The sequence below is a fragment of the Paenibacillus sp. HGH0039 genome (assembly GCF_000411255.1).
In the GTDB taxonomy this organism is placed as follows: Bacteria; Bacillota; Bacilli; order Paenibacillales; family NBRC-103111; genus Paenibacillus_F.
Map to the genome: position 1 here is coordinate 2544857 of NZ_KE150413.1, position 17047 is coordinate 2561903.

Sequence of the window (17047 nt, forward strand, 5' to 3'; positions counted from 1 at the left end):
ATGATTCATACCGATATTACGGAGTGCATTGGCAACACGCCGGTCGTCTCGCTGAATGATGAGCTTGTACCGTCAGGCAAAAAGCTGTATCTCAAGCTCGATTATTTTAATCCGAACTTCAGCATAAAGGACAGAACGGCGCTGGGACTGGTCAAAGCGGCTATGGCGGAAGGCAAAATCCGGCCAGGCTCCATTCTGATCGAGTCCACATCCGGCAATCTCGGCAAATCCCTGGCGATGCTGGGGGCGGTGTACGGGTTTAAAGTCATTATCGTAGTCGATCCGAAAGTGAGCGCCAGCCTGCTGAAATGGTACCAGGCTTACGGAGCTGAGGTCGACATGGTCACGACGCCCGCGCCGGAAGGCGGATTTCAGAGGGCCCGGCTCAACCGCGTCCGACAGCTGCTGGACAAGTATCCCGGCGCCTTCTGGTCCAATCAGTACGACAACCCGTCCAATCCGGCCTATCACGCGGAGACGACGGCGAGAGAAATTGCGGATCTGCCCGTCGATTCGATCGTCGGAGCCGTCAGTACGGGCGGCCATCTCTGCGGCATCGGAAAATATGTGAAAAAGCACAAACCGCATCTGCGCGTGGTTGCCTGCGACGTGGCGGGCTCCGCCGTATTCGGCCAACCGTTTGCGCCCTATTTGATCAACGGAGTCGGCCTCAGCTGGAGAAGCGCGAACACGGACACGTCCGTGCTTGATGCGGTCAGCATATCAAGCGATCAGGAAGCCATCTCCGTCTGCAGGCTGCTGGCCCGCGATCACGGCATTCTGATGGGCGGTTCGGGCGGGCTGACCGTGTTTACCGCGCTGGCCTGGCTCAAGCACAGCGACGCCTCCTCCGCACTGGCGATCATTCCCGACGCGGGAACGAATTACCTCGACCAGATCTATGACGACGAGTGGCTGACCGCCAAAGAAATCAAGCTGCTCGGCAGAGGGGAATTGGGAGAGAGGCTGGAGCAAAAGGCGTTTACGAATTTACGCAAGCAGGAGACTTTAACCTGAGTGTGTGAGGAATCTAATTGTGCGCAAGACTGCCAGGCGTGATTCTTAGAAAGAACGGAGGAGAAAGAATGGACCCTACGAGAGAAGCGTTTTCCAAATTCGTCGTGGACGAAGGCATCATCCGGTTCGGCGAATTTATTTTAAAATCGAAGCGGGTCAGTCCGTATTTCTTTAATTTCGGGTCGTTCGACGATTCCAGAAAATTAACGGCCCTGGGTTCGTTTTACGCCTCGACGATTGTGCGCGAACAAATCGAGTATGACGTGATTTTCGGACCGGCTTACAAAGGAATTCCGATCTCGCTGACGACTGCGCTCGCTTTATTTAACGGATACGGAATCAACGCGAATTTCGCTTTCAACCGCAAAGAGGCGAAGGCGTACGGGGAAGGCGGCAATATCATCGGCTCCGGCATCGCGGGCAAAAACGTGCTGGCGGTAGACGATGTGCTGACCTCGGGCAGGACTATCAAGGATACCAAGGAATTAATCGAACGCGAGGGCGGACGGCTTGCGGCTTTCCTAGTCGCGCTGGACCGGGAGGAGAAAGGCCAGGAGGGCCGCCTGTCCGCACTGGAGGAAGCGGCCTTGACCTACGATGTCAACATCTATTCCGTAGCGAGCATCCGGGATATCGTGGCTTACATGCGGACAGAGGGGAGCAGGGAGGATCTGCTCGACAGGATCGGAACTTACCTGCAACTGCACGGCACCGGCTGAACGTTATAAGGGAAGCCCGCTTGCACGGTCAGGTCCGGCTTCCCGGTTTTGTCTGAGAAGGGGAGGAAGTCAGTTGATTTATGAAGCCTTGGTGAAGCCAATGCTCTTTAGAATGGAACCTGAGGAAGCTCACGATTTCGTCCTGCGGAATTTGCAGAGAATCCAGCGGCAGCCCGGGCTTCTGTATCTGATTGAGAAGCTGTACGGGGTCAGGGAGGAGCCCGGTCTGGCCAGCGAACTGCTGGGAATCCGCTTTCCCAGTCCCATCGGCCTTGCTGCGGGTCTGGACAAAGACGCCCGGGCGGTGCCCGCGCTTTCTTCGATGGGGTTCGGGTTTTTGGAGGTGGGCAGCGTCACGCCCATCGGTCAAGTGGGTAACGACCGTCCGCGCCTGTTTCGCCTGCCGGACGATGAGGCCCTCATTAACCGGATGGGGTTTAACAATGGGGGCATTCAAGCCATGAAGGAAAGGCTGGAGAGCTGCAACGCTCTCAAAATCCCATTGGGCATCAACATCGGCAAAAACAAACAGACGCCCAATGAGAAAGCGCATGAAGACTATACGAAGTGCCTCCGTTCCTTGTATCCGTATGCGGACTTTTTTATCATCAATATCAGTTCGCCCAACACGCCCGACCTTCGGAAGCTTCAGCACGGGAGCGAGCTTGATGAACTGCTGATCCGCATTACGGCGGAGGCGGAGAGACTGAATGCCCGTCACCGGAGGGACAAGCCCGTCTTTGTCAAAATTGCGCCGGACATGGGCGGCGGCGAGCTCGAAAACATGATCGGCAAAATCATGAAGCACGGTATCCCGGGCGTCATAGCTGCGAATACGACCGTGACCCGGAGCGGGCTGATTCATCCTCACCGGGAGCAAACCGGCGGACTCAGCGGGAAACCGCTGCACCGGAGATCGACGGAAATCATCCGCAGTATTTATAAGCAGAGCGGCGGCACGCTGAAAATCATCGGGTCGGGCGGCATCTTCACGGCCCGGGATGTGTACGAGAAAATCCGTGCGGGCGCCTCGCTCGTTGAAATTTACACGTCCTTTATTTATAAAGGACCCGGGATCAACCGGGCGTGCAGCAGCGAGCTGCTCGATTTACTGAAGCGGGACGGGTTTGCCAGCCTGTCCGAAGCGGTCGGGGCGGATCATGCGGCCGGCAGCGGCGCATGACTGGAAACAAGGCAAAAAGGCGGGGAATGCTCCCCGCCTTTTTTTGCCGTCAGATGTTGTTGACCGTCAGCTTGCCGCTGCCGCCGACGGATTTGATTTTGTTGATCAGCGCATTCTGGTTGCTGTTGGAAAGACGGATACAGCCGTAAGTCGGTCTGAGCGGGTACCACGAAGCGGAAGAGTCCGTGGAAGCATCGCCGCCGTGGATCATAAACCCGGATCGGCCGTTATTCTCGGCGATAAGCGCGTTGCCGCTCGTCGGATCGAGATTGACCCGGCTGTACGGGCCGTACGAGGACGTAGGCGTACCGGCGCCGATAACGGAAGCGGCATATTCGCCGGTAGGCGTATCGGCATTCGTCATTTTCCAGTTGGCGTGATTGTTGTTGTTGGCGGGATCGTTCGATCCGCGTCCCAGCGCTTCGACCGGACCGAAGACAAGCGCTCCGCTTCCGTCGTACATTTTCAAGGTTCCTTTGTTGTCGCGGTTGGCAGAGAAATTGGCAATAATATGGTAACTCATACGATCAGCCTCCAAATAGAATGTAGACGAGAATCCGATGGAGCCGCAGCGGGAAGGAAGGACTCCTCCTCCGTTTTCCGCCGCCTCGTTTTCCCTCTCATCTATGTAGGTAAAGGGGGAGCCGATTTAACAACCGGAACTAAAAAAATCTCCTTCGGAAAGGAGATTTTTCTGAAACTTAGCCGCACGCCGGAATGGCGCTTTCGTTCAGGTCTTGTCCGAGTTTTCGCCAGAAGTAGGAGAAACGTCATCGCTTTGTTTGACCAGCGCGATAAAGTCCGTCACGATGCTTTGGACGGCATCTTCGCGCGACATCCGGATGTAACGGCTGATTTTCAGAATATCGTCTTCGAAAACTTGCAGCAGCCGGAGCATGGCTTCGGGATCTCCGTCCTTGCTTAGTCGGACGAGATGGAGGAATTCTTCGTCTGAGATAGGAAGCGGAGCATTTTCCTTTTCCATTTGTTCACCGCCTGTTGAGTCATATTGAGATCCTTAGCGACCTGCGCTTCCGTCTTATCCTGAATGAACAGCTCGTGGAGGACGATTCGGCCCGTCCCGGAAGGGAGGGATTGGATCAAGGCGAGCACGTCCAGCCTGCTGTCGGAGCTTTCGGTAAAGCCCCCGGCCGTAAACGAGTAGGCGTTGTCCGAAACCGAATATTCGCGGTTGCTGATGACGCGGGCTTTATACTGGATGCGCCAGCCGATCCGGTACACTTCCTTTCTGTATTTCTCCACCAAAGTAGACTGCTGAGACATAAAAAATCACCCCTTCGTCTTTATCTAATAGGGTAATTCCAGCCGGTTTTTTACAACCGAATTTAGAACATGTGTTCTTGTTTTCTCTCTTTATTATACCTGATTTGTTGTAAAAAAGACACGTTTTTTACCTATAAAATGAGACCGAAAGGAGGGAGAAAAGGATGGATCTGAATATCGAGAATCTGGTATCTCTGGTGACCAATGTCGGCTTTCCGGTTACGCTCTGCTTCGTTCTGCTCCGTTACGTGCTGCAGACGATGGGCGAAAAGCTGGATAAGCTGGACAGCTCGCTGAACAAATTGTGCCGGCTGATTAAAGAAATCGATGCCAGGGCCGACCGGGGACGCGGCAAAGAGGACAAGAACGGCACGCAGCCGTAAAAAAGATGAGCCCTGAGGGGCTCATCCGAATGCCGGGAACCCGCTGTCCGATAAGACAGCGGGTTTCTTTTTTTTGTTCATATGCCGGTCGTCATAAAGGCCAGACAGCTTTCTGTGCAGAAGGAGATTGAATCCACACCCTCGAGATGTCGATAAGCCCGAACGAATCCATCTGCCTGCCTTGCAAAGAGTCGTGCAGATGGACTTTTTTGATCACATGGCAGCCGAAGAGCAGCCAGTCGTTGTCTTTCAAAGTCCGCTCGGCTTCCCGGAGCAGCTTCATCCTGGAAGGTTCGGGAAATCCGGCGAAACCGTCCAGAATGCGGTTCAGGAGGCCGAGCTGCTCCTCGGTTAGCAAGTGATGGAGGTAGTTGGAGCGGTTCTTGTAGTAGCTGATCAAGCCCCATTCAAGGTCGTCCTCCAACACTTCTTCCGCTGCAAGCAGGTCCGCTTCGGCGGCTACCCGGCTGCGCTCGTAACTTTTCATCTGCTGCAGGGTGAGCGGGAGCCCCGCCTGCGCGCAGCGGTCCCGGAGCCAGCGGGCTTCTTCCTCTTCTTCTTTTTTGTTCATAAAAAAGAGCTTGAGCTGCTCGCCCCGGTAGCCGGACTTCCGGAGCAACCGGACGGCTTCTTGGATTGGCGCAGCCTCGAAGGGGGCTCCCTCGCTCTCGCTTTGGAGGAAACTGTCCGCCGGAGCGATCCGGTTGCCCTTCAGCTCCGCCACCATCGCGGCCCGATCGAGAATCATCCTCATCGCTTTGCGGAAATCGGCGTTATGATGGATGCCGGGCTTTCGGAAATTGAACAGCAGGTAGCGGGAACCGGCTACCGGATTGATTACATTGACTTTGAGCTCGGTCTGCCCGGATTCCGCACCGAGGGCGGTTACGGAATCGTTCTCGTTCCCGCTGATCTGATAGCGCCGCTCGTTCGACGTATCTTCCGGCAGCAACAGCAGCTCCACACGGTCCAGAAGAGGACGGTGCCCGTAGTAAGCGTCGAACGCACTCAGCACAAGCAGCCGTTCGCTTTGTTCGGCAATCCGGAACGGACCCGTTCCCGTCAGCCTATGAGAGGCGGGATCGAGATCGCCGGGTAGAATCGAAAACTGAACGGAGCTCAGGATATGGGGGAAGAAAAGGCTGCTGCGGCTCAGCTTAAAGGTCAACGCATACTCGCCGTCCGTCTCGATTTCACCGATATCTTCGCACAGCCATGCCGAATGGGGCAGCCGCTTCAGTCTCCGCACGGTGAACAGCACGTCCTGAACCGTTAGGCGGCGGCCGTGATGAAAGCGGACTTCCTTGCGCAGGAAAAAGGTCCAGCGCGTGCAGTCGTCGCTGCTCTGCCAGGCATGGGCCAGGCCGGGGACGAACCGGCCTTCGGCGGGGGCGTACGAAATCAGTCGGCTGCATACTTGACTGATCAGATAGGACTCGAATGTGGTGAAAATATAAGCGGGATCGTGGGTCTCCAACCGCTTGTTATGCGTAACCCTGAGCACATCGAGAAGGACCCCGCCGCTTTCTTCGACCTGAAAGCCGAGGTGCGAGTCTAGCATCGTTCTCAGCCGATGTTTCAAAGAAACAGGCAGCGCTTCCATCGACAGAAGGTCGATCGCTTCTTTCAGCTTGCCTTTGTGCATCAGCTCCCGGAATAGGGGGAAGACAGCGTCTTCCGGTTCTTTCAGCAGCGTCAGGCGGGAAGAGTTCCCGCGTCCCCTCCCGGGCTGCCAGCGTATGTACTGCTCGTCCTCCAGCTTTCTGAGGATAAATTTCACATTGCGCGAAGAACAGCACAGCAGATCCGCCAGCCGCCCGATGGTAACGGGAAACGATCCGTCTTCGGACATCTCCGCTTCGGCCAGCAGCGGATAGAAGCGCAGAAAATGTTCGGTTATGTTCATGGCGAACTCCTTTTATACAAAGGTGAAAAACGTCATAGATCCTTGTCCCGTCTTTCTCCTTTTTCACTTCATTATACACAAACGAGAGAAAAGAAAGCCATGAGGATTACGCAGCCCGGTTGGTCGGAAGTCGGATTCCGGAATGGTAGAAGTTATAAGCCGGAAAGACGAAAAACGTCGTCTTCTCACGAAAACCTGCATATGATATATTAGGTAATACCTAAAAAATTAAGGTGTAGCCTAATATATGCTGGGGGTGAGTGTTCTGCTGATCTGGATGTTACGGAAAATCATGGCGGAAAGAGGGCTGTGGACCGGTGCGGCGCTTGCGCGTCTTCTGAAAGAAAAGGCCGGTTACGACTTGTCGGCTCCTTCAATCTCCGCTCTTCTGAATGAATCGCCCAAGCAGATGAAAGCGGACACGCTTGACGCCTTGTGTACCGCGCTCGATTGTAAGCCGGGAGATTTGTGGGTCCACAAGCCGTCCGGCAGAAAAGGCGCATAAGCAGGCAGTATTCAGAAGGAGATGAAGCCCATGGCCGTGAAAACGATCCTTCCTTTCGGAGATCCCGTGCTAAGGAAAGAAGCGAAGCCCGTTACGGAAGTTAACGCGAGAGTGATCAAATTGCTGGATGATATGACGGATACGCTCTACGCCGAGGAAGGGCGGGCAGGCTTGGCCGCTCCTCAGGTGGGCATTCTGCGCCGTGTCATTGTCATGGACTGCGGGGAGGGCCTTATCGAGCTGATTAACCCCGAAATCGTCGACATGCGCGGAGAACAGACCGGCCCTGAGGCGTGTTTGTCTTATCCGGGCTACGCGGGAATCGTGAAGAGAGCGGAATATGTGAAGATTACGACGCTCGACCGGAGCGGCAACACGAGTGAGCTGGAAGGGGAAGGCTACCTGGCGCGCTGCATTCAGCACGAGATGGACCACTTGAACGGCATTCTTTTCGTGGACCGTGTTGTCCGGAACGGTTTTTATCAGGAACAGACGGGGCAGCCTGCGGATCTTGCCGAGGCTATCCGTCTGACGAACCGGAAGTTTTAAGCTCTGCTGACCGGATAAGCAGCCGGGAATTCAGGTTCGGGGCTGCTTTTTTGGGAGAAAGAAAAAGGCGGCATCGAGAACGGCATACAGGAATCCGGCCGCAAGAAAAAGACCGTTATACCGGGCGGAATAAGGAATAGTTCTCATACACAAGTAGCCGATGATCAGATACAGAAGAAGCCGGATCGGGAGCCTGACCGAAAACAGGTGAAACAGGACAGTAGGCAGACCGAAAACGACAAGAAATAAAGGAAACAAGAAAAGAAGCGTGACAAAAAGTACCGTCGCCGTGAAAATTGTGGCGGATGAACCGCCGGGCTCGACCGTCGGCTCGAATCCCTCCAGACCGGACGAGACGGCGGCCGTAAGCAAAGACAGAATGAGACTGGTCAGCAGAGGATGAAGTATTAGCAGTAAAGCCGATTTCTTCTTCAAGAGACCCCTCCTTTATATAAAGTGCCGTTTAAAGTACCGTTCAAACGTATCGGCGCAGGCTCTCTTTCCTTTTTAACCCGGATTTTAATGTCTGTAAGCGCAAAACCGATAAATGCTGCGGCTCTTTGAACTAGTTTATCCTTGCCGGATCGGCCCTGTCCATCGTTTGATGAGTTCGGCCCGAATAAAAAATCGGATCTTCCGTCATTTTTGTCAGAAAAAGCGCCTTTCCCGAGTCTGTATGACAGGTCAACTTTTTTGCGAGGTGCTTATCTTGAATCACTCCACGACGGATTTAAAAAACTGGGAACAGATGGATGACAACAATCTGGTGCAGCGGGCACAGGAAGGCGAGCGGGAGGCGTTCGGAGAACTGGTCCGGCGGCACCGGTCCCGCATGTATGGGTATGCGCGGGCGATTACCCGGGAATCTTTTCTGGCGGAGGACATTGTCCAGGATGCGCTGGTGAAAGCTTTTCTGCATCTGGGCAAACTGGTCGAGGCCGACAAATTCCTGCCCTGGGTACACCGGATTGTGCGCAATCAGGCGTTCACCCGGCTGAAAAACACATCCGCCCGCGAACGCGCTTTCTCGCAGCTTGCCCCGACGTTGAAGAGTCCGGGCGAAGAATCGCGGGAGTGGGGCGACCTGGACCGCATTCTGGACCGGCTCGGCCGTACGGCCGCCGGTAAAGCGGATGCGCAGCTCACCCCGGAAGAGGCGTATATGCAGAAGGAAACGCTGGAAATACTGAGCGGGATCATCGGCTGTTTAAAGCCGCGGGAACGGCGTATTTTCGAGTCGCATTTCTTTGACCAGCTCTCTCCGCAGGAAATCGCCGGGCTGTTCGAGCTCTCCTCCGCGAATGTGTACCAGATTATCAGCCGTTCCCGGAAAAAAGTGATGCAGGAAAGAATCCGCATAACGGTTGGCTCCTATATGAGAACGAGAAAGGATATGGGAGATATGAAAACGGTTATGGTACCTGATCATGAAAGTTTCACGGAGGCTCAGAGCTGGACCACGGCGGCGGATGCCCTGTATGCGATGCTGAAAGCCGCGGGCGAGACGCTGTCCCATTCGATGGTTATGGGGCTTACCGGGCATGCGTTCCGGCTCAACATCGTGCCGTCCAGCGTTCATATTGCGGGCCCGACCGCCTACAGCTTTGGGGATGTCCTTTCCAGGGGATTGGAGAACATCGGCTATCGATCGTCTTATGTGGACGGGATGAGCGGAACGCTCGGAACGAATGCGAATCTTCTTGACCCGGCACTTTTGGGCAAAGAAGCGATGAGCAAACGCGGCATCAACCAGGCGCTGCCCGAAGCTCTCGACTTGATCCACCGTTCTCTCGACAGGGGCATACCCGTGCTGGCTTGGGACTTGTTCCTGCCCGAATTCGGGCTTATCTACGGATACGACGACGAGCGGCATTTGCTTCATGCGTATGAATGCGGAAAGAAAGATACGCTGGATTACGAAAATTTGGGGCGCAGCGTGAAAGAGGAGATTTTCGTGCTGGCACTCGCCGATTCCACCGGGGCGACCTTCAAGCAGCGGCTCGGCCGGGCGATGAACATGATCGTAGACCATTACGACGGCAGAGAACGGGATGATTGTACCGGCTCGGTAAAAGGGCTGGCGGCATACGATGCCTGGATCGGAGCTTTCCGGGGAGGAGAAATCGAACCCAATGGAAATGCCTACAACATCGCGGTCGTAAGAGACGCGCGGATTCATGCCGTCCGGTTTCTGAACGAAGCGGCGGAACAGTGGCCTCTAGCCGGAGAAACTGCGGCGGGTTCTGCGGATGTTCCTGTCCTCGCGCAAAAAGCGGCTCGGGAATACCAGGAAGCACTGGAGCATTTCTTCGTTCTGAGAGAGCTGTTCCCGTTTCCGCAGGGCGGCGATCCTAACGAATCGGATGCTTCCGCCAAAGCGGTTTCACTGTTGGAACTCATTAAAGAACGCGAACAGACCGCAGTCGGCTATCTCCGCGAGCTGTCGGATCTGCTGCGTTAAAGGAAAGCTCTCATGATTAGAACAGGAAAGGCCGCCGGACATCCGGCGGTTTTTTGTTTAGGATGCCGCGTGACAAAAAGAGGGTTTAAGTGAGGAAAGTATTGTGTTATAATTTTACCTATCGGTAAGTAAAAATAAAACGAACAGGCTAGCTATGAGGGAGAAAAATCCATGTCCAACAATCAGACCCACCAGCAGATTCTCGAAGCCGCCTTCAAACTGTTTGCGGAACACGGCATTGATAGAACAAGTCTCGCCATGATTGCGGCCGAAGTCGGGATTACCAAGCCCGCCATCTATTATCATTTTTCTTCGAAAGAGGCGTTGATTGCGTTTATTTTCGAGGAAACGTTCCGGGACTATACATTTTCCCATTACTTCAAGCTCGACGAATTTACAAAGGAAAATTTTCAGACGCTGCTTATCGAGAACGGGTTGAAAATGCTTCCGCAGGAAGAAGAAGAATACAGCGTTCTGCGGGTTTTGAACGAATTCCTGCTGGCTGTAAGCCGTCAAGACGTCTATCGGCAGCGGCTGTATGACATCGAGGAAGACTTTCTGCTGGGCTTCACGGCTTTAATGGAAAAAGGCGTGGAACTCGGCGTCGTCGCTCCGGACAAAATTTCGGCGAAGGCTTACGTGCTTGCGCTCGTCATCGACAATTTAAGCAACTTCATGCTGATGGGCTTTAAGCCGGATGTGAGAGAAGTCTGGGCGGAAGCTGTCGCTGGCGTTTTGATCCGCGCCTGAAAATTTGCGGCTGTATGAACAGTTGTGCCGCTCATTTTTATTTTAAGCAAAGCAGGTGATGTCTTATGACAAGCTTCCCTACACAACCGGAGCAGGTAACGGTCGGTCTCGACAGCGCGTCGCGGATTATTCTGCTTGCCGGTCCGGCCCTTCTGGGAGGTGTTCTGGGCTACTTTATCCCCAGCCTCGCCAGACTGGCGCTTAAACTACCCTGGATCCCGTATCAAGGTCCCATTGAAGCTCTTACTTCTTTTCACGGGCCCTGGGTCAGTCTTGTTACAGCTTTGCTGGGTGCGGCTGCGGGCTTGTGGTTTACGGGGCAGGCGTTTAAGGAAATCGTGTTCGTTACCCTCTCGGAGCAAGAAATTCAGCTGAAGAAGGACGGCCGGGTGCAGACGATTCCCAAAGAGGCGGTCCGGATCGTATTTATGGACGGCAAACAAATGGTCATTCTGGGAGCCGGCGGCCGGGAATTGGCCCGGGAAACGTACGAAGCTCCCGCGGAGAGCCTGCCCGCCGCTTTGCGGCCTTTCGGCTACAGCTGGTCGGGAGAAGGGGACCCGTACAAAGAGCGGTACGCGAGGTGGGTGCCCGATATGCCCGGCGTCAGCCTGCCCGTCAATGCGCTTCTGAAAGCGCGCGAACGGGCACTGCAAAAGAAGGAGAAGGAAGAAGCGGCGGATCTGCGGCGCGAAATCGCCAAGCTCGGCGTCGTTGTCCGGGACGAGGGAACGCGCCAGTACTGGCGCGGAACGGACGAAGGACGCGGTTAGCCCGCGTCCTTCACCGCACGATGGCGGATGCTCTCCCGCATCCGGTTCTGTTCACCCGCATGCGTACCGGGGCTGCCTCTCTTTGAGACGAACGCAAGCTGTCGCATGACGTTTGTCAACGAGAGAGAGAAACCACTAGCGGCGCCCGGTTGCGTTTACAGGTCCGGCGAACCCGTTCACGGCACGCGTACGTAAAAACGCTCGTCGTGATTGTCCACCCGGACCGGCGCTTCGAAAAACTCGCTCAGCGTCGCCGTGTTCATCAGTTCGCCGGTCGCGCCCTGGCGCACGACTTCGCCTTTCCTGAGCAGCAGCGTGTGTCCGAACACCGGAAGAATTTCTTCGGTGTGGTGGGTCACGTAGATCAGGGTCGGCGTTTCATCCTGCCGCGTCAGTTCGCGGATGCTCTCCAGCAGCTTTTCACGCGAAAACAGATCGAGCCCGTTGCACGGCTCATCCAGAATCAGCAGCTTCGGATCGGCCATCAGCGCTCTGGCGATGAGAACTTTCTGCTTTTCTCCCTGAGAGCAGGTCCTGAACTCGCGGTCCCACAGATGCAGGCAGCCCATCGTGCGCATAAGGGCTTCGGCTCTGTTTAAATCCTCGTCCGTAAGACGTTCGTACAAACCGATTGTGGCGTACTTGCCGCTGATGACGACGTTTTGGGCTTGATCCGTCCCGTACAGCTTGTCCTGCAGGGAAGAGCTGACCCAGCCGATCGACTGCCGCAGCTCCCGCAGGTCGATTTCGCCGAACCGGTGCCCGAGCACGGAAACGCTGCCGCGGGTCGGCCAGATATAGCCGTTAATGAGATTGAGCAGCGTCGTTTTGCCGGACCCGTTCAGCCCGAGAAGCGCCCAGTGTTCTTGGGGCCGAACCGTCCAGCTGACCCTCTTCAGCAGTTCCTTGTTGCCTGTTTTCCAGGTAACGTCTTTAAGCTCGATGATTGCAGTATCCATGGCTATCCGTCTCCATTTTCGTAAAATTGCGGGGATGCCCCGTAAGCTTTTTATTTATCATAAAGAGAGAAGCGGGCGCTGTCGATACCAATTGTGCTGGATCCGTGTCCTAAAAAAAGCAATTTTCGCTATTGCGGAGGAGGTGCAAGTCCATGAAGCTGGAAATGACCACCGGCCGTCTCGAATTGTACAAATACGAGGAAGCGTACGTGAACGAACCGCACCGCCATCCCGACTGGTTCCAGATGACGATCCCTGTCCGCGGAGCCTGCGAGTTTACGCAGTCCGGTATGACGTACCGCCTGGCGGAAGGGGAAGTGCTGCTCCAGCGTCCTGCGGAGGAGCACCATTTCAGGACCGGGCCGGGGGAGAGCGTGCTGATTGTCAAGCTGCACGGGAGTCTCTTACCGGTACCGGAAGGCCGCGGGAACCGGTTCGACGTAAATCCGGCCGAAGCGGCCGAAAGGTTCGGAGTCTGGACGTCGGGGCTGATCAATTCCCGTAACGACGAGAGCCACCGGGCCGCCGAAAGCCGTGTCGTGCACGATGTAAGCCGGATGCTTGAAGCGGGGATGCCTCCGGCGCCCGGACATGCCGCGGACACGGAGCTCATCCGATCCATAGCGGACCCCCATTTGCGGGAGGCCTGGGACTACATCCGCGCGCATTACAAATCCGCGATCCCCGTGGAGACTCTGTCGGCCATTGCCCTGCAGAGCCGGTATCATTTTATCCGGTCCTTTAAAGCGGCGACGGGATTGACTCCCCACCAGACCATTCTGAAGCTGAGAATGCAGGAGGCCCGGCGGCTTTTGATCCGCACATCCGAAACCGTCACGGCGATCAGTGCGGGACTGGGCTTCTCAAGCGCAAGCCAGTTTTACCGGTCGTTTTTGAAGGCCGAGGGCAAAACGCCCGAACAGTTCCGCCGAGACAGCCGCGTTTAAAACTGTAGACCGACACGAAAAACGGCCGCACCCGCTGCCGTTTTTTTGCGTTCGTCACCGGCTGTTGTCCGCTTTTAGAAGAGCACAACCTTTTTTCGACCAATCCCGTTCCTTTTAATCGGGTAAACAACTGCTTGTGCAACGCGTTACTTAGTTAAAAGGTCCCGATTTCGATAGGATTATAAGACTATATACATAAATATCCATTTTCCTATAGATTAGTAATGCAAACAAATATTTATAGTTAAAGGAGAATGATTATGTCTCATTGGAAATATCCCCTCTCTACCCGGTTTATGTATCGTGCCCTCTGTCTTGCTTTGGGGAGTGCCATTCTTTTGTCACCTGTGCAAGCGCTTGCAGCATCTGAAACGTCGTATGCCGTTGAGGCGGGAAATTCTTTATCCTCTCATAAAAGCGAAAATGATAACGCTTACAGAAAGGGTGGCAAGCATAAGCGTCTGACTCAGGGAAGCCAGCTGGAGGTCGGCGAAAGCCGTGTGCTCAGCTCCAAGGAAATCCGCAAAGAATGGGACGGCATCGAGCCGGAATACAGCCCGGATAAGGCCGTAGAGGCCGTCAAAGCGGCACTGCCGCAAAAGGATTACGAGGAGCTGTTCCCGTACCGGCTCGGATCGGCGCAGTGGCATGAAGCCGCCAAAGGAAAGGAGTACGACAAGGAAAACCAGACCGATTATTTCTCTTACGAGAACCTCATTCAGGCCGTAACCGAGGCGGCGAACATCAAGTACAAGGTCGGCACGCGGAAGGGGTCCAAAAATTCGCAGGAGGTTTTCCGGCTGGACAAAGAAGGGAAGACGGAAACGTTAGTCTCCCGTTCGGCCGATTTCAATTCGGAAGCCAACCGGGGCAAAATCATCGAAACCGAAATCGTGGATTACGGCACCTTCCTGAAAGAAGGGACGAAGAAAAACCGCAAGCGGGAGCTCGCCGCTCTGCTGGCCCATCTCTCCCACGAGACGGGCGGCGGATGGGATGCCGCTCCGGGCGGACCGCTGCGCTGGGGGTTGTTCTGGAATGAAAATATCGCCGGCCGGACGGGTCAGAATATGTCCAACTTCGTCGATCCCGACAGTTCCAAGCTGTACCCGGGCTTCGGGGATAAGCGATATTACGGGCGCGGACCGATCATGCTCAGCTGGAACTTCAACTACGGCCTGTTCAGCTCGATCATTTACGGAGACAAGAACATTTTGCTCAAAAATCCGGAGATCGTGGCGGCCGAAGGCAAAATCGGGTTCATGACGGCGATTCTGTTCTGGATGACGCCTCAGGCGCCAAAGCCGTCCGCGCACGATGTCATGATCGGCAAGTGGAAACCGTCGAAAGAGCTGGCCGAGAAAGGGCTGAAGCCCACCGGTTTCGGCATTACGACGATGGTGCTTAACGGGCTGGAAGCAAATCAGCCTGAAACCCGCCGTGCGGCCCATTACCGGGATATTACGAGCCGGATGGGCGTCGATATCTCCGGGGAGAAGCTGGATACGCTGGGAATGAAGCCGTTCTGACAAGCGAGAGGATGTAGATACGCGAAGACCGCCGGGAAACCGGCGGCTTTTTTTTGCATTAAAACTCAGCGGAATACTCAATATTCAGCTGCTGGTACCATCATGGATCGGCAGTTTTTTTGCGTTCCAATCAGAGGGCCAAGAGACTCAGGATAATTCGCAATTGATGTCTCCTTACTTTGCACCTCTTTTAGCGGCATGGTAAGGTAAATCTGTTCCACTATTTAACTGCTGAAGAGGTTGTGAGGCTGTCATGTATAAAATTTTCATTGTCGAAGATGACCCGAAAATCGCCGGCCTTCTGCGTTCGTATCTCGTCAAGTACGGATACGAGGTGGGCGAAGCGGAAGATTTCGGCCGCGTTCTGGATGCGTTTCTGGCGTCCGGGGCTCATCTGATCCTGCTGGACGTCAATCTGCCGAGCTATGACGGATTTTACTGGTGCCGCCAGATCCGCGCCCATTCCGTTTGTCCGATTCTGTTTATTTCCGCCCGGGACAGCCAGATGGACCAGGTAATGGCGCTGGAGAACGGGGCGGATGATTATATAACGAAACCTTACGATATGGAGATCGTTCTGGCCAAAATCCGCAGTCATCTGCGCAGAGCTTACGGCTCGTACGCCCAGACGCAGGAGGAGAGAACCGTCCAGTTCGGTTCACTCGTGTTGTATCCCGAGCGATATGTCGTCAGCGTGGACGGCCGGTCCGCCGAACTGACGCAGAAGGAATCGGTGCTGCTGGAGGCGCTGATGGAGAAGCAGGGACGCGTCGTCGGCCGGGAACGGCTGCTGGACCTGATGTGGGAAGACCAGCATTTTATAGACGACAACACGCTCAACGTATATATCACACGGGTCCGCAAAAAGCTCAAGGAACTGGGCTGCCCGCAGGCCGTGGAAACCGTAAGAGGGGCCGGTTACCGCTTCGGCGCAGCGCCTCCCGGACCCGTATGAGCCTGTTCTGGAAAGACCACAGGCCGCTGCTGTTGTTTTATCTGGCCCAGATGCTGCTGGTGCCCGCCCTCTACTGGCTGAGCGGGGAAGGCCGCCCGCCCGGGATCGTGCTCTACGGGATGGCGATCAGCTTCGCCGTGCTTTTGCTGTATCTCCTTTTCCGGTACTGGCAGCAAAGTGCGCTCTACAACAGCTTGGACAATCCTTCGTCCGCCGCGGACGGCAGCTTTGAGATGCCGGGGGACTCGGCGCTCGCGGAGGCGTTCCGGGAAGTGCTTCGCGCGAAGGAGCGGACGTACGAGCAGCAGCTTCATGCGTATCAGAGCAAGATGGACCGGCATATTGAATTTATGAACCGCTGGGTCCATCAGATGAAAACTCCGCTGTCGGTCATGCAGCTTACGCTCCGGGAGCTGGAAGACGAGCACATGCAGAGCCTTCAGGAGGAACTCGACCGCATCCGGAAAGGGCTGGAGATGGTGCTCTACACCTCGCGGCTGGACCGGTTCAGCGAAGATTTCCACGTGGAAACGACGAACCTTCTGCGGGTGGTCGGCGAGTCGGTGGCGGAAAACCGGCGGCTTTTCATCCGCAAAGGAATTGCCGCGAAGCTTCATATCGGCGAGAGTCTGGAAGTGTACACCGACCGGAAATGGCTGCGTTTTATGCTCGGTCAGATTTTGACCAATGCCGTTAACTATTCCGCCGGAAAAGGGGACAGCGTCTCGATTGCCGCTTTCACGCAGGGAAACGCCACCGTGCTGGAAATTACGGATCAGGGGATCGGGATTGCCCGCGAAGACTTGAAACGGGTGTTCAACCCGTATTACACGGGCCAGAAGGGCAGGCAGTACCACGAGTCGACGGGAATGGGCCTGTACCTGGTCAAAGAGATCGCCGGGAAACTCGGACACGCCGTCGAGCTGGAATCGGAGGCGGGTACCGGCACGACCGTGCGGATTCTTTTCCGGCCTGGACAACGAACCTGACCGGAGGTAACCCGTACAAGAAGGGCGCTGCAAGCTGCAGCGCTCTTCTTTTTTGCCCGTGCGGGCGCGGCCTGCGAATACTTCCGAACGGAAAGGCGAACATAGTCTTACAGCGATTGTAAGGATACGTTAAGGTAA

General features: G+C 55.3%; 19 protein-coding genes. 13 read left to right on the forward strand and 6 right to left on the reverse strand.

What is annotated here, in order from left to right; all coding sequences use genetic code 11:
• The 3 genes from HMPREF1207_RS25975 to HMPREF1207_RS25985 all read left to right on the forward strand — a co-directional run bounded on the left by HMPREF1207_RS25975 (position 1) and on the right by HMPREF1207_RS25985 (position 2919).
• Entirely contained in the window at positions 1-1017 is a 1017-nt protein-coding gene (locus HMPREF1207_RS25975) for a PLP-dependent cysteine synthase family protein (protein ID WP_009673682.1), read from the forward strand.
• 68 nt (positions 1018-1085) lie between these two features.
• Positions 1086-1736 carry an orotate phosphoribosyltransferase gene (gene pyrE / locus HMPREF1207_RS25980; RefSeq protein WP_009673571.1) on the forward strand — a complete coding sequence of 217 codons (651 nt, stop codon included), beginning with the start codon at positions 1086-1088 and terminating at the stop codon, positions 1734-1736.
• Between the two features lie 73 nt (positions 1737-1809).
• On the forward strand, positions 1810-2919 hold the full coding sequence (locus HMPREF1207_RS25985; RefSeq protein ID WP_009673826.1) for a quinone-dependent dihydroorotate dehydrogenase: 1110 nt from the start codon (positions 1810-1812) through the stop codon (positions 2917-2919).
• 49 nt (positions 2920-2968) lie between these two features.
• Here HMPREF1207_RS25985 and HMPREF1207_RS25990 read toward each other — a convergent pair whose 3' ends face one another.
• The 3 genes from HMPREF1207_RS25990 to HMPREF1207_RS25995 form a co-directional block, all read right to left on the reverse strand.
• A complete protein-coding gene (locus HMPREF1207_RS25990) occupies positions 2969-3442 on the reverse strand; it encodes a L,D-transpeptidase family protein (RefSeq protein ID WP_009673902.1) in 474 nt (157 codons plus the stop codon).
• A 207-nt stretch (positions 3443-3649) separates the two neighbouring features.
• Positions 3650-3904 (reverse strand): helix-turn-helix domain-containing protein, encoded by a 255-nt coding sequence (locus HMPREF1207_RS29480; RefSeq protein ID WP_138918164.1) that lies wholly within the window; start codon positions 3902-3904, stop codon positions 3650-3652.
• The gene (locus HMPREF1207_RS25995) at positions 3841-4203 is read right to left on the reverse strand and encodes a hypothetical protein (RefSeq protein WP_016424150.1); all 363 of its coding nucleotides are present in this window, start codon (positions 4201-4203) and stop codon (positions 3841-3843) included. The genes HMPREF1207_RS29480 and HMPREF1207_RS25995 overlap by 64 nt, the downstream gene beginning before the upstream one ends.
• Positions 4204-4367: 164 nt before the next feature.
• On the opposite strand from HMPREF1207_RS25995, the gene HMPREF1207_RS26000 reads away from it, so the two are divergent.
• Entirely contained in the window at positions 4368-4586 is a 219-nt protein-coding gene (locus HMPREF1207_RS26000; RefSeq protein ID WP_009673644.1) for a hypothetical protein, read from the forward strand.
• A 91-nt stretch (positions 4587-4677) separates the two neighbouring features.
• Here HMPREF1207_RS26000 and HMPREF1207_RS26005 read toward each other — a convergent pair whose 3' ends face one another.
• Complete coding sequence (locus tag HMPREF1207_RS26005; RefSeq protein WP_009673893.1) at positions 4678-6492, reverse strand: ABC transporter substrate-binding protein; 1815 nt, start codon at positions 6490-6492, stop codon at positions 4678-4680.
• Positions 6493-6757: 265 nt separating this feature from the next.
• On the opposite strand from HMPREF1207_RS26005, the gene HMPREF1207_RS26010 reads away from it, so the two are divergent.
• Together HMPREF1207_RS26010 and def are read left to right on the forward strand one after the other, a co-directional pair.
• Positions 6758-6997 (forward strand): helix-turn-helix domain-containing protein, encoded by a 240-nt coding sequence (locus HMPREF1207_RS26010; protein WP_170318656.1) that lies wholly within the window; start codon positions 6758-6760, stop codon positions 6995-6997.
• Positions 6998-7027: 30 nt separating this feature from the next.
• The gene (gene def / locus HMPREF1207_RS26015) at positions 7028-7546 is read left to right on the forward strand and encodes a peptide deformylase (RefSeq protein WP_009673723.1); all 519 of its coding nucleotides are present in this window, start codon (positions 7028-7030) and stop codon (positions 7544-7546) included.
• 30 nt (positions 7547-7576) lie between these two features.
• On the opposite strand, the gene HMPREF1207_RS26020 is transcribed toward def, so the two are convergent.
• A complete protein-coding gene (locus HMPREF1207_RS26020; RefSeq protein WP_009673636.1) occupies positions 7577-7981 on the reverse strand; it encodes a hypothetical protein in 405 nt (134 codons plus the stop codon).
• 241 nt (positions 7982-8222) lie between these two features.
• On the opposite strand from HMPREF1207_RS26020, the gene HMPREF1207_RS26025 reads away from it, so the two are divergent.
• From HMPREF1207_RS26025 to HMPREF1207_RS26035, 3 genes are all read left to right on the forward strand, one after another.
• Positions 8223-10007 (forward strand): RNA polymerase sigma factor, encoded by a 1785-nt coding sequence (locus tag HMPREF1207_RS26025; RefSeq protein ID WP_016424151.1) that lies wholly within the window; start codon positions 8223-8225, stop codon positions 10005-10007.
• A gap of 171 nt (positions 10008-10178) precedes the next feature.
• Entirely contained in the window at positions 10179-10757 is a 579-nt protein-coding gene (locus HMPREF1207_RS26030) for a TetR/AcrR family transcriptional regulator (protein WP_009673572.1), read from the forward strand.
• A gap of 65 nt (positions 10758-10822) precedes the next feature.
• Entirely contained in the window at positions 10823-11530 is a 708-nt protein-coding gene (locus HMPREF1207_RS26035; RefSeq protein ID WP_009673614.1) for a YqeB family protein, read from the forward strand.
• Between the two features lie 176 nt (positions 11531-11706).
• Here HMPREF1207_RS26035 and HMPREF1207_RS26040 read toward each other — a convergent pair whose 3' ends face one another.
• The gene (locus HMPREF1207_RS26040; protein WP_009673756.1) at positions 11707-12489 is read right to left on the reverse strand and encodes an ABC transporter ATP-binding protein; all 783 of its coding nucleotides are present in this window, start codon (positions 12487-12489) and stop codon (positions 11707-11709) included.
• Positions 12490-12641: 152 nt separating this feature from the next.
• On the opposite strand from HMPREF1207_RS26040, the gene HMPREF1207_RS26045 reads away from it, so the two are divergent.
• The 4 genes from HMPREF1207_RS26045 to HMPREF1207_RS26060 all read left to right on the forward strand — a co-directional run bounded on the left by HMPREF1207_RS26045 (position 12642) and on the right by HMPREF1207_RS26060 (position 16909).
• Positions 12642-13436: an AraC family transcriptional regulator gene (locus HMPREF1207_RS26045; protein ID WP_009673667.1), complete on the forward strand. Its 795-nt coding sequence runs from the start codon at positions 12642-12644 to the stop codon at positions 13434-13436.
• Positions 13437-13696: 260 nt separating this feature from the next.
• Positions 13697-14965 carry a chitinase gene (locus HMPREF1207_RS26050; RefSeq protein WP_009673606.1) on the forward strand — a complete coding sequence of 423 codons (1269 nt, stop codon included), beginning with the start codon at positions 13697-13699 and terminating at the stop codon, positions 14963-14965.
• A gap of 253 nt (positions 14966-15218) precedes the next feature.
• Entirely contained in the window at positions 15219-15920 is a 702-nt protein-coding gene (locus HMPREF1207_RS26055; RefSeq protein WP_009673866.1) for a response regulator transcription factor, read from the forward strand.
• Positions 15917-16909, forward strand: coding sequence for a sensor histidine kinase (locus tag HMPREF1207_RS26060; RefSeq protein ID WP_009673856.1), 993 nt, complete (start codon positions 15917-15919; stop codon positions 16907-16909). The genes HMPREF1207_RS26055 and HMPREF1207_RS26060 overlap by 4 nt, the downstream gene beginning before the upstream one ends.
• Positions 16910-17047 lie beyond the last annotated feature (138 nt).

What these genes read in the sequence shown, in the direction of transcription:
- HMPREF1207_RS25975 (WP_009673682.1), top strand. Translation starts at nt 1, where the DNA reads ATGATTCATACCGATATTACGGAGTGCATTGGCAACACGCCGGTCGTC.
- HMPREF1207_RS29480 (WP_138918164.1), bottom strand. Translation starts at nt 3,904, where the DNA reads ATGGAAAAGGAAAATGCTCCGCTTCCTATCTCAGACGAAGAATTCCTC.
- HMPREF1207_RS26035 (WP_009673614.1), top strand. Translation starts at nt 10,823, where the DNA reads ATGACAAGCTTCCCTACACAACCGGAGCAGGTAACGGTCGGTCTCGAC.
- def (WP_009673723.1), top strand. Translation starts at nt 7,028, where the DNA reads ATGGCCGTGAAAACGATCCTTCCTTTCGGAGATCCCGTGCTAAGGAAA.
- HMPREF1207_RS26040 (WP_009673756.1), bottom strand. Translation starts at nt 12,489, where the DNA reads ATGGATACTGCAATCATCGAGCTTAAAGACGTTACCTGGAAAACAGGC.
- pyrE (WP_009673571.1), top strand. Translation starts at nt 1,086, where the DNA reads ATGGACCCTACGAGAGAAGCGTTTTCCAAATTCGTCGTGGACGAAGGC.
- HMPREF1207_RS26055 (WP_009673866.1), top strand. Translation starts at nt 15,219, where the DNA reads ATGTATAAAATTTTCATTGTCGAAGATGACCCGAAAATCGCCGGCCTT.
- HMPREF1207_RS26025 (WP_016424151.1), top strand. Translation starts at nt 8,223, where the DNA reads ATGACAGGTCAACTTTTTTGCGAGGTGCTTATCTTGAATCACTCCACG.
- HMPREF1207_RS26005 (WP_009673893.1), bottom strand. Translation starts at nt 6,492, where the DNA reads ATGAACATAACCGAACATTTTCTGCGCTTCTATCCGCTGCTGGCCGAA.
- HMPREF1207_RS26030 (WP_009673572.1), top strand. Translation starts at nt 10,179, where the DNA reads ATGTCCAACAATCAGACCCACCAGCAGATTCTCGAAGCCGCCTTCAAA.
- HMPREF1207_RS26000 (WP_009673644.1), top strand. Translation starts at nt 4,368, where the DNA reads ATGGATCTGAATATCGAGAATCTGGTATCTCTGGTGACCAATGTCGGC.
- HMPREF1207_RS25990 (WP_009673902.1), bottom strand. Translation starts at nt 3,442, where the DNA reads ATGAGTTACCATATTATTGCCAATTTCTCTGCCAACCGCGACAACAAA.
- HMPREF1207_RS26050 (WP_009673606.1), top strand. Translation starts at nt 13,697, where the DNA reads ATGTCTCATTGGAAATATCCCCTCTCTACCCGGTTTATGTATCGTGCC.
- HMPREF1207_RS26060 (WP_009673856.1), top strand. Translation starts at nt 15,917, where the DNA reads ATGAGCCTGTTCTGGAAAGACCACAGGCCGCTGCTGTTGTTTTATCTG.
- HMPREF1207_RS25995 (WP_016424150.1), bottom strand. Translation starts at nt 4,203, where the DNA reads ATGTCTCAGCAGTCTACTTTGGTGGAGAAATACAGAAAGGAAGTGTAC.
- HMPREF1207_RS26045 (WP_009673667.1), top strand. Translation starts at nt 12,642, where the DNA reads ATGAAGCTGGAAATGACCACCGGCCGTCTCGAATTGTACAAATACGAG.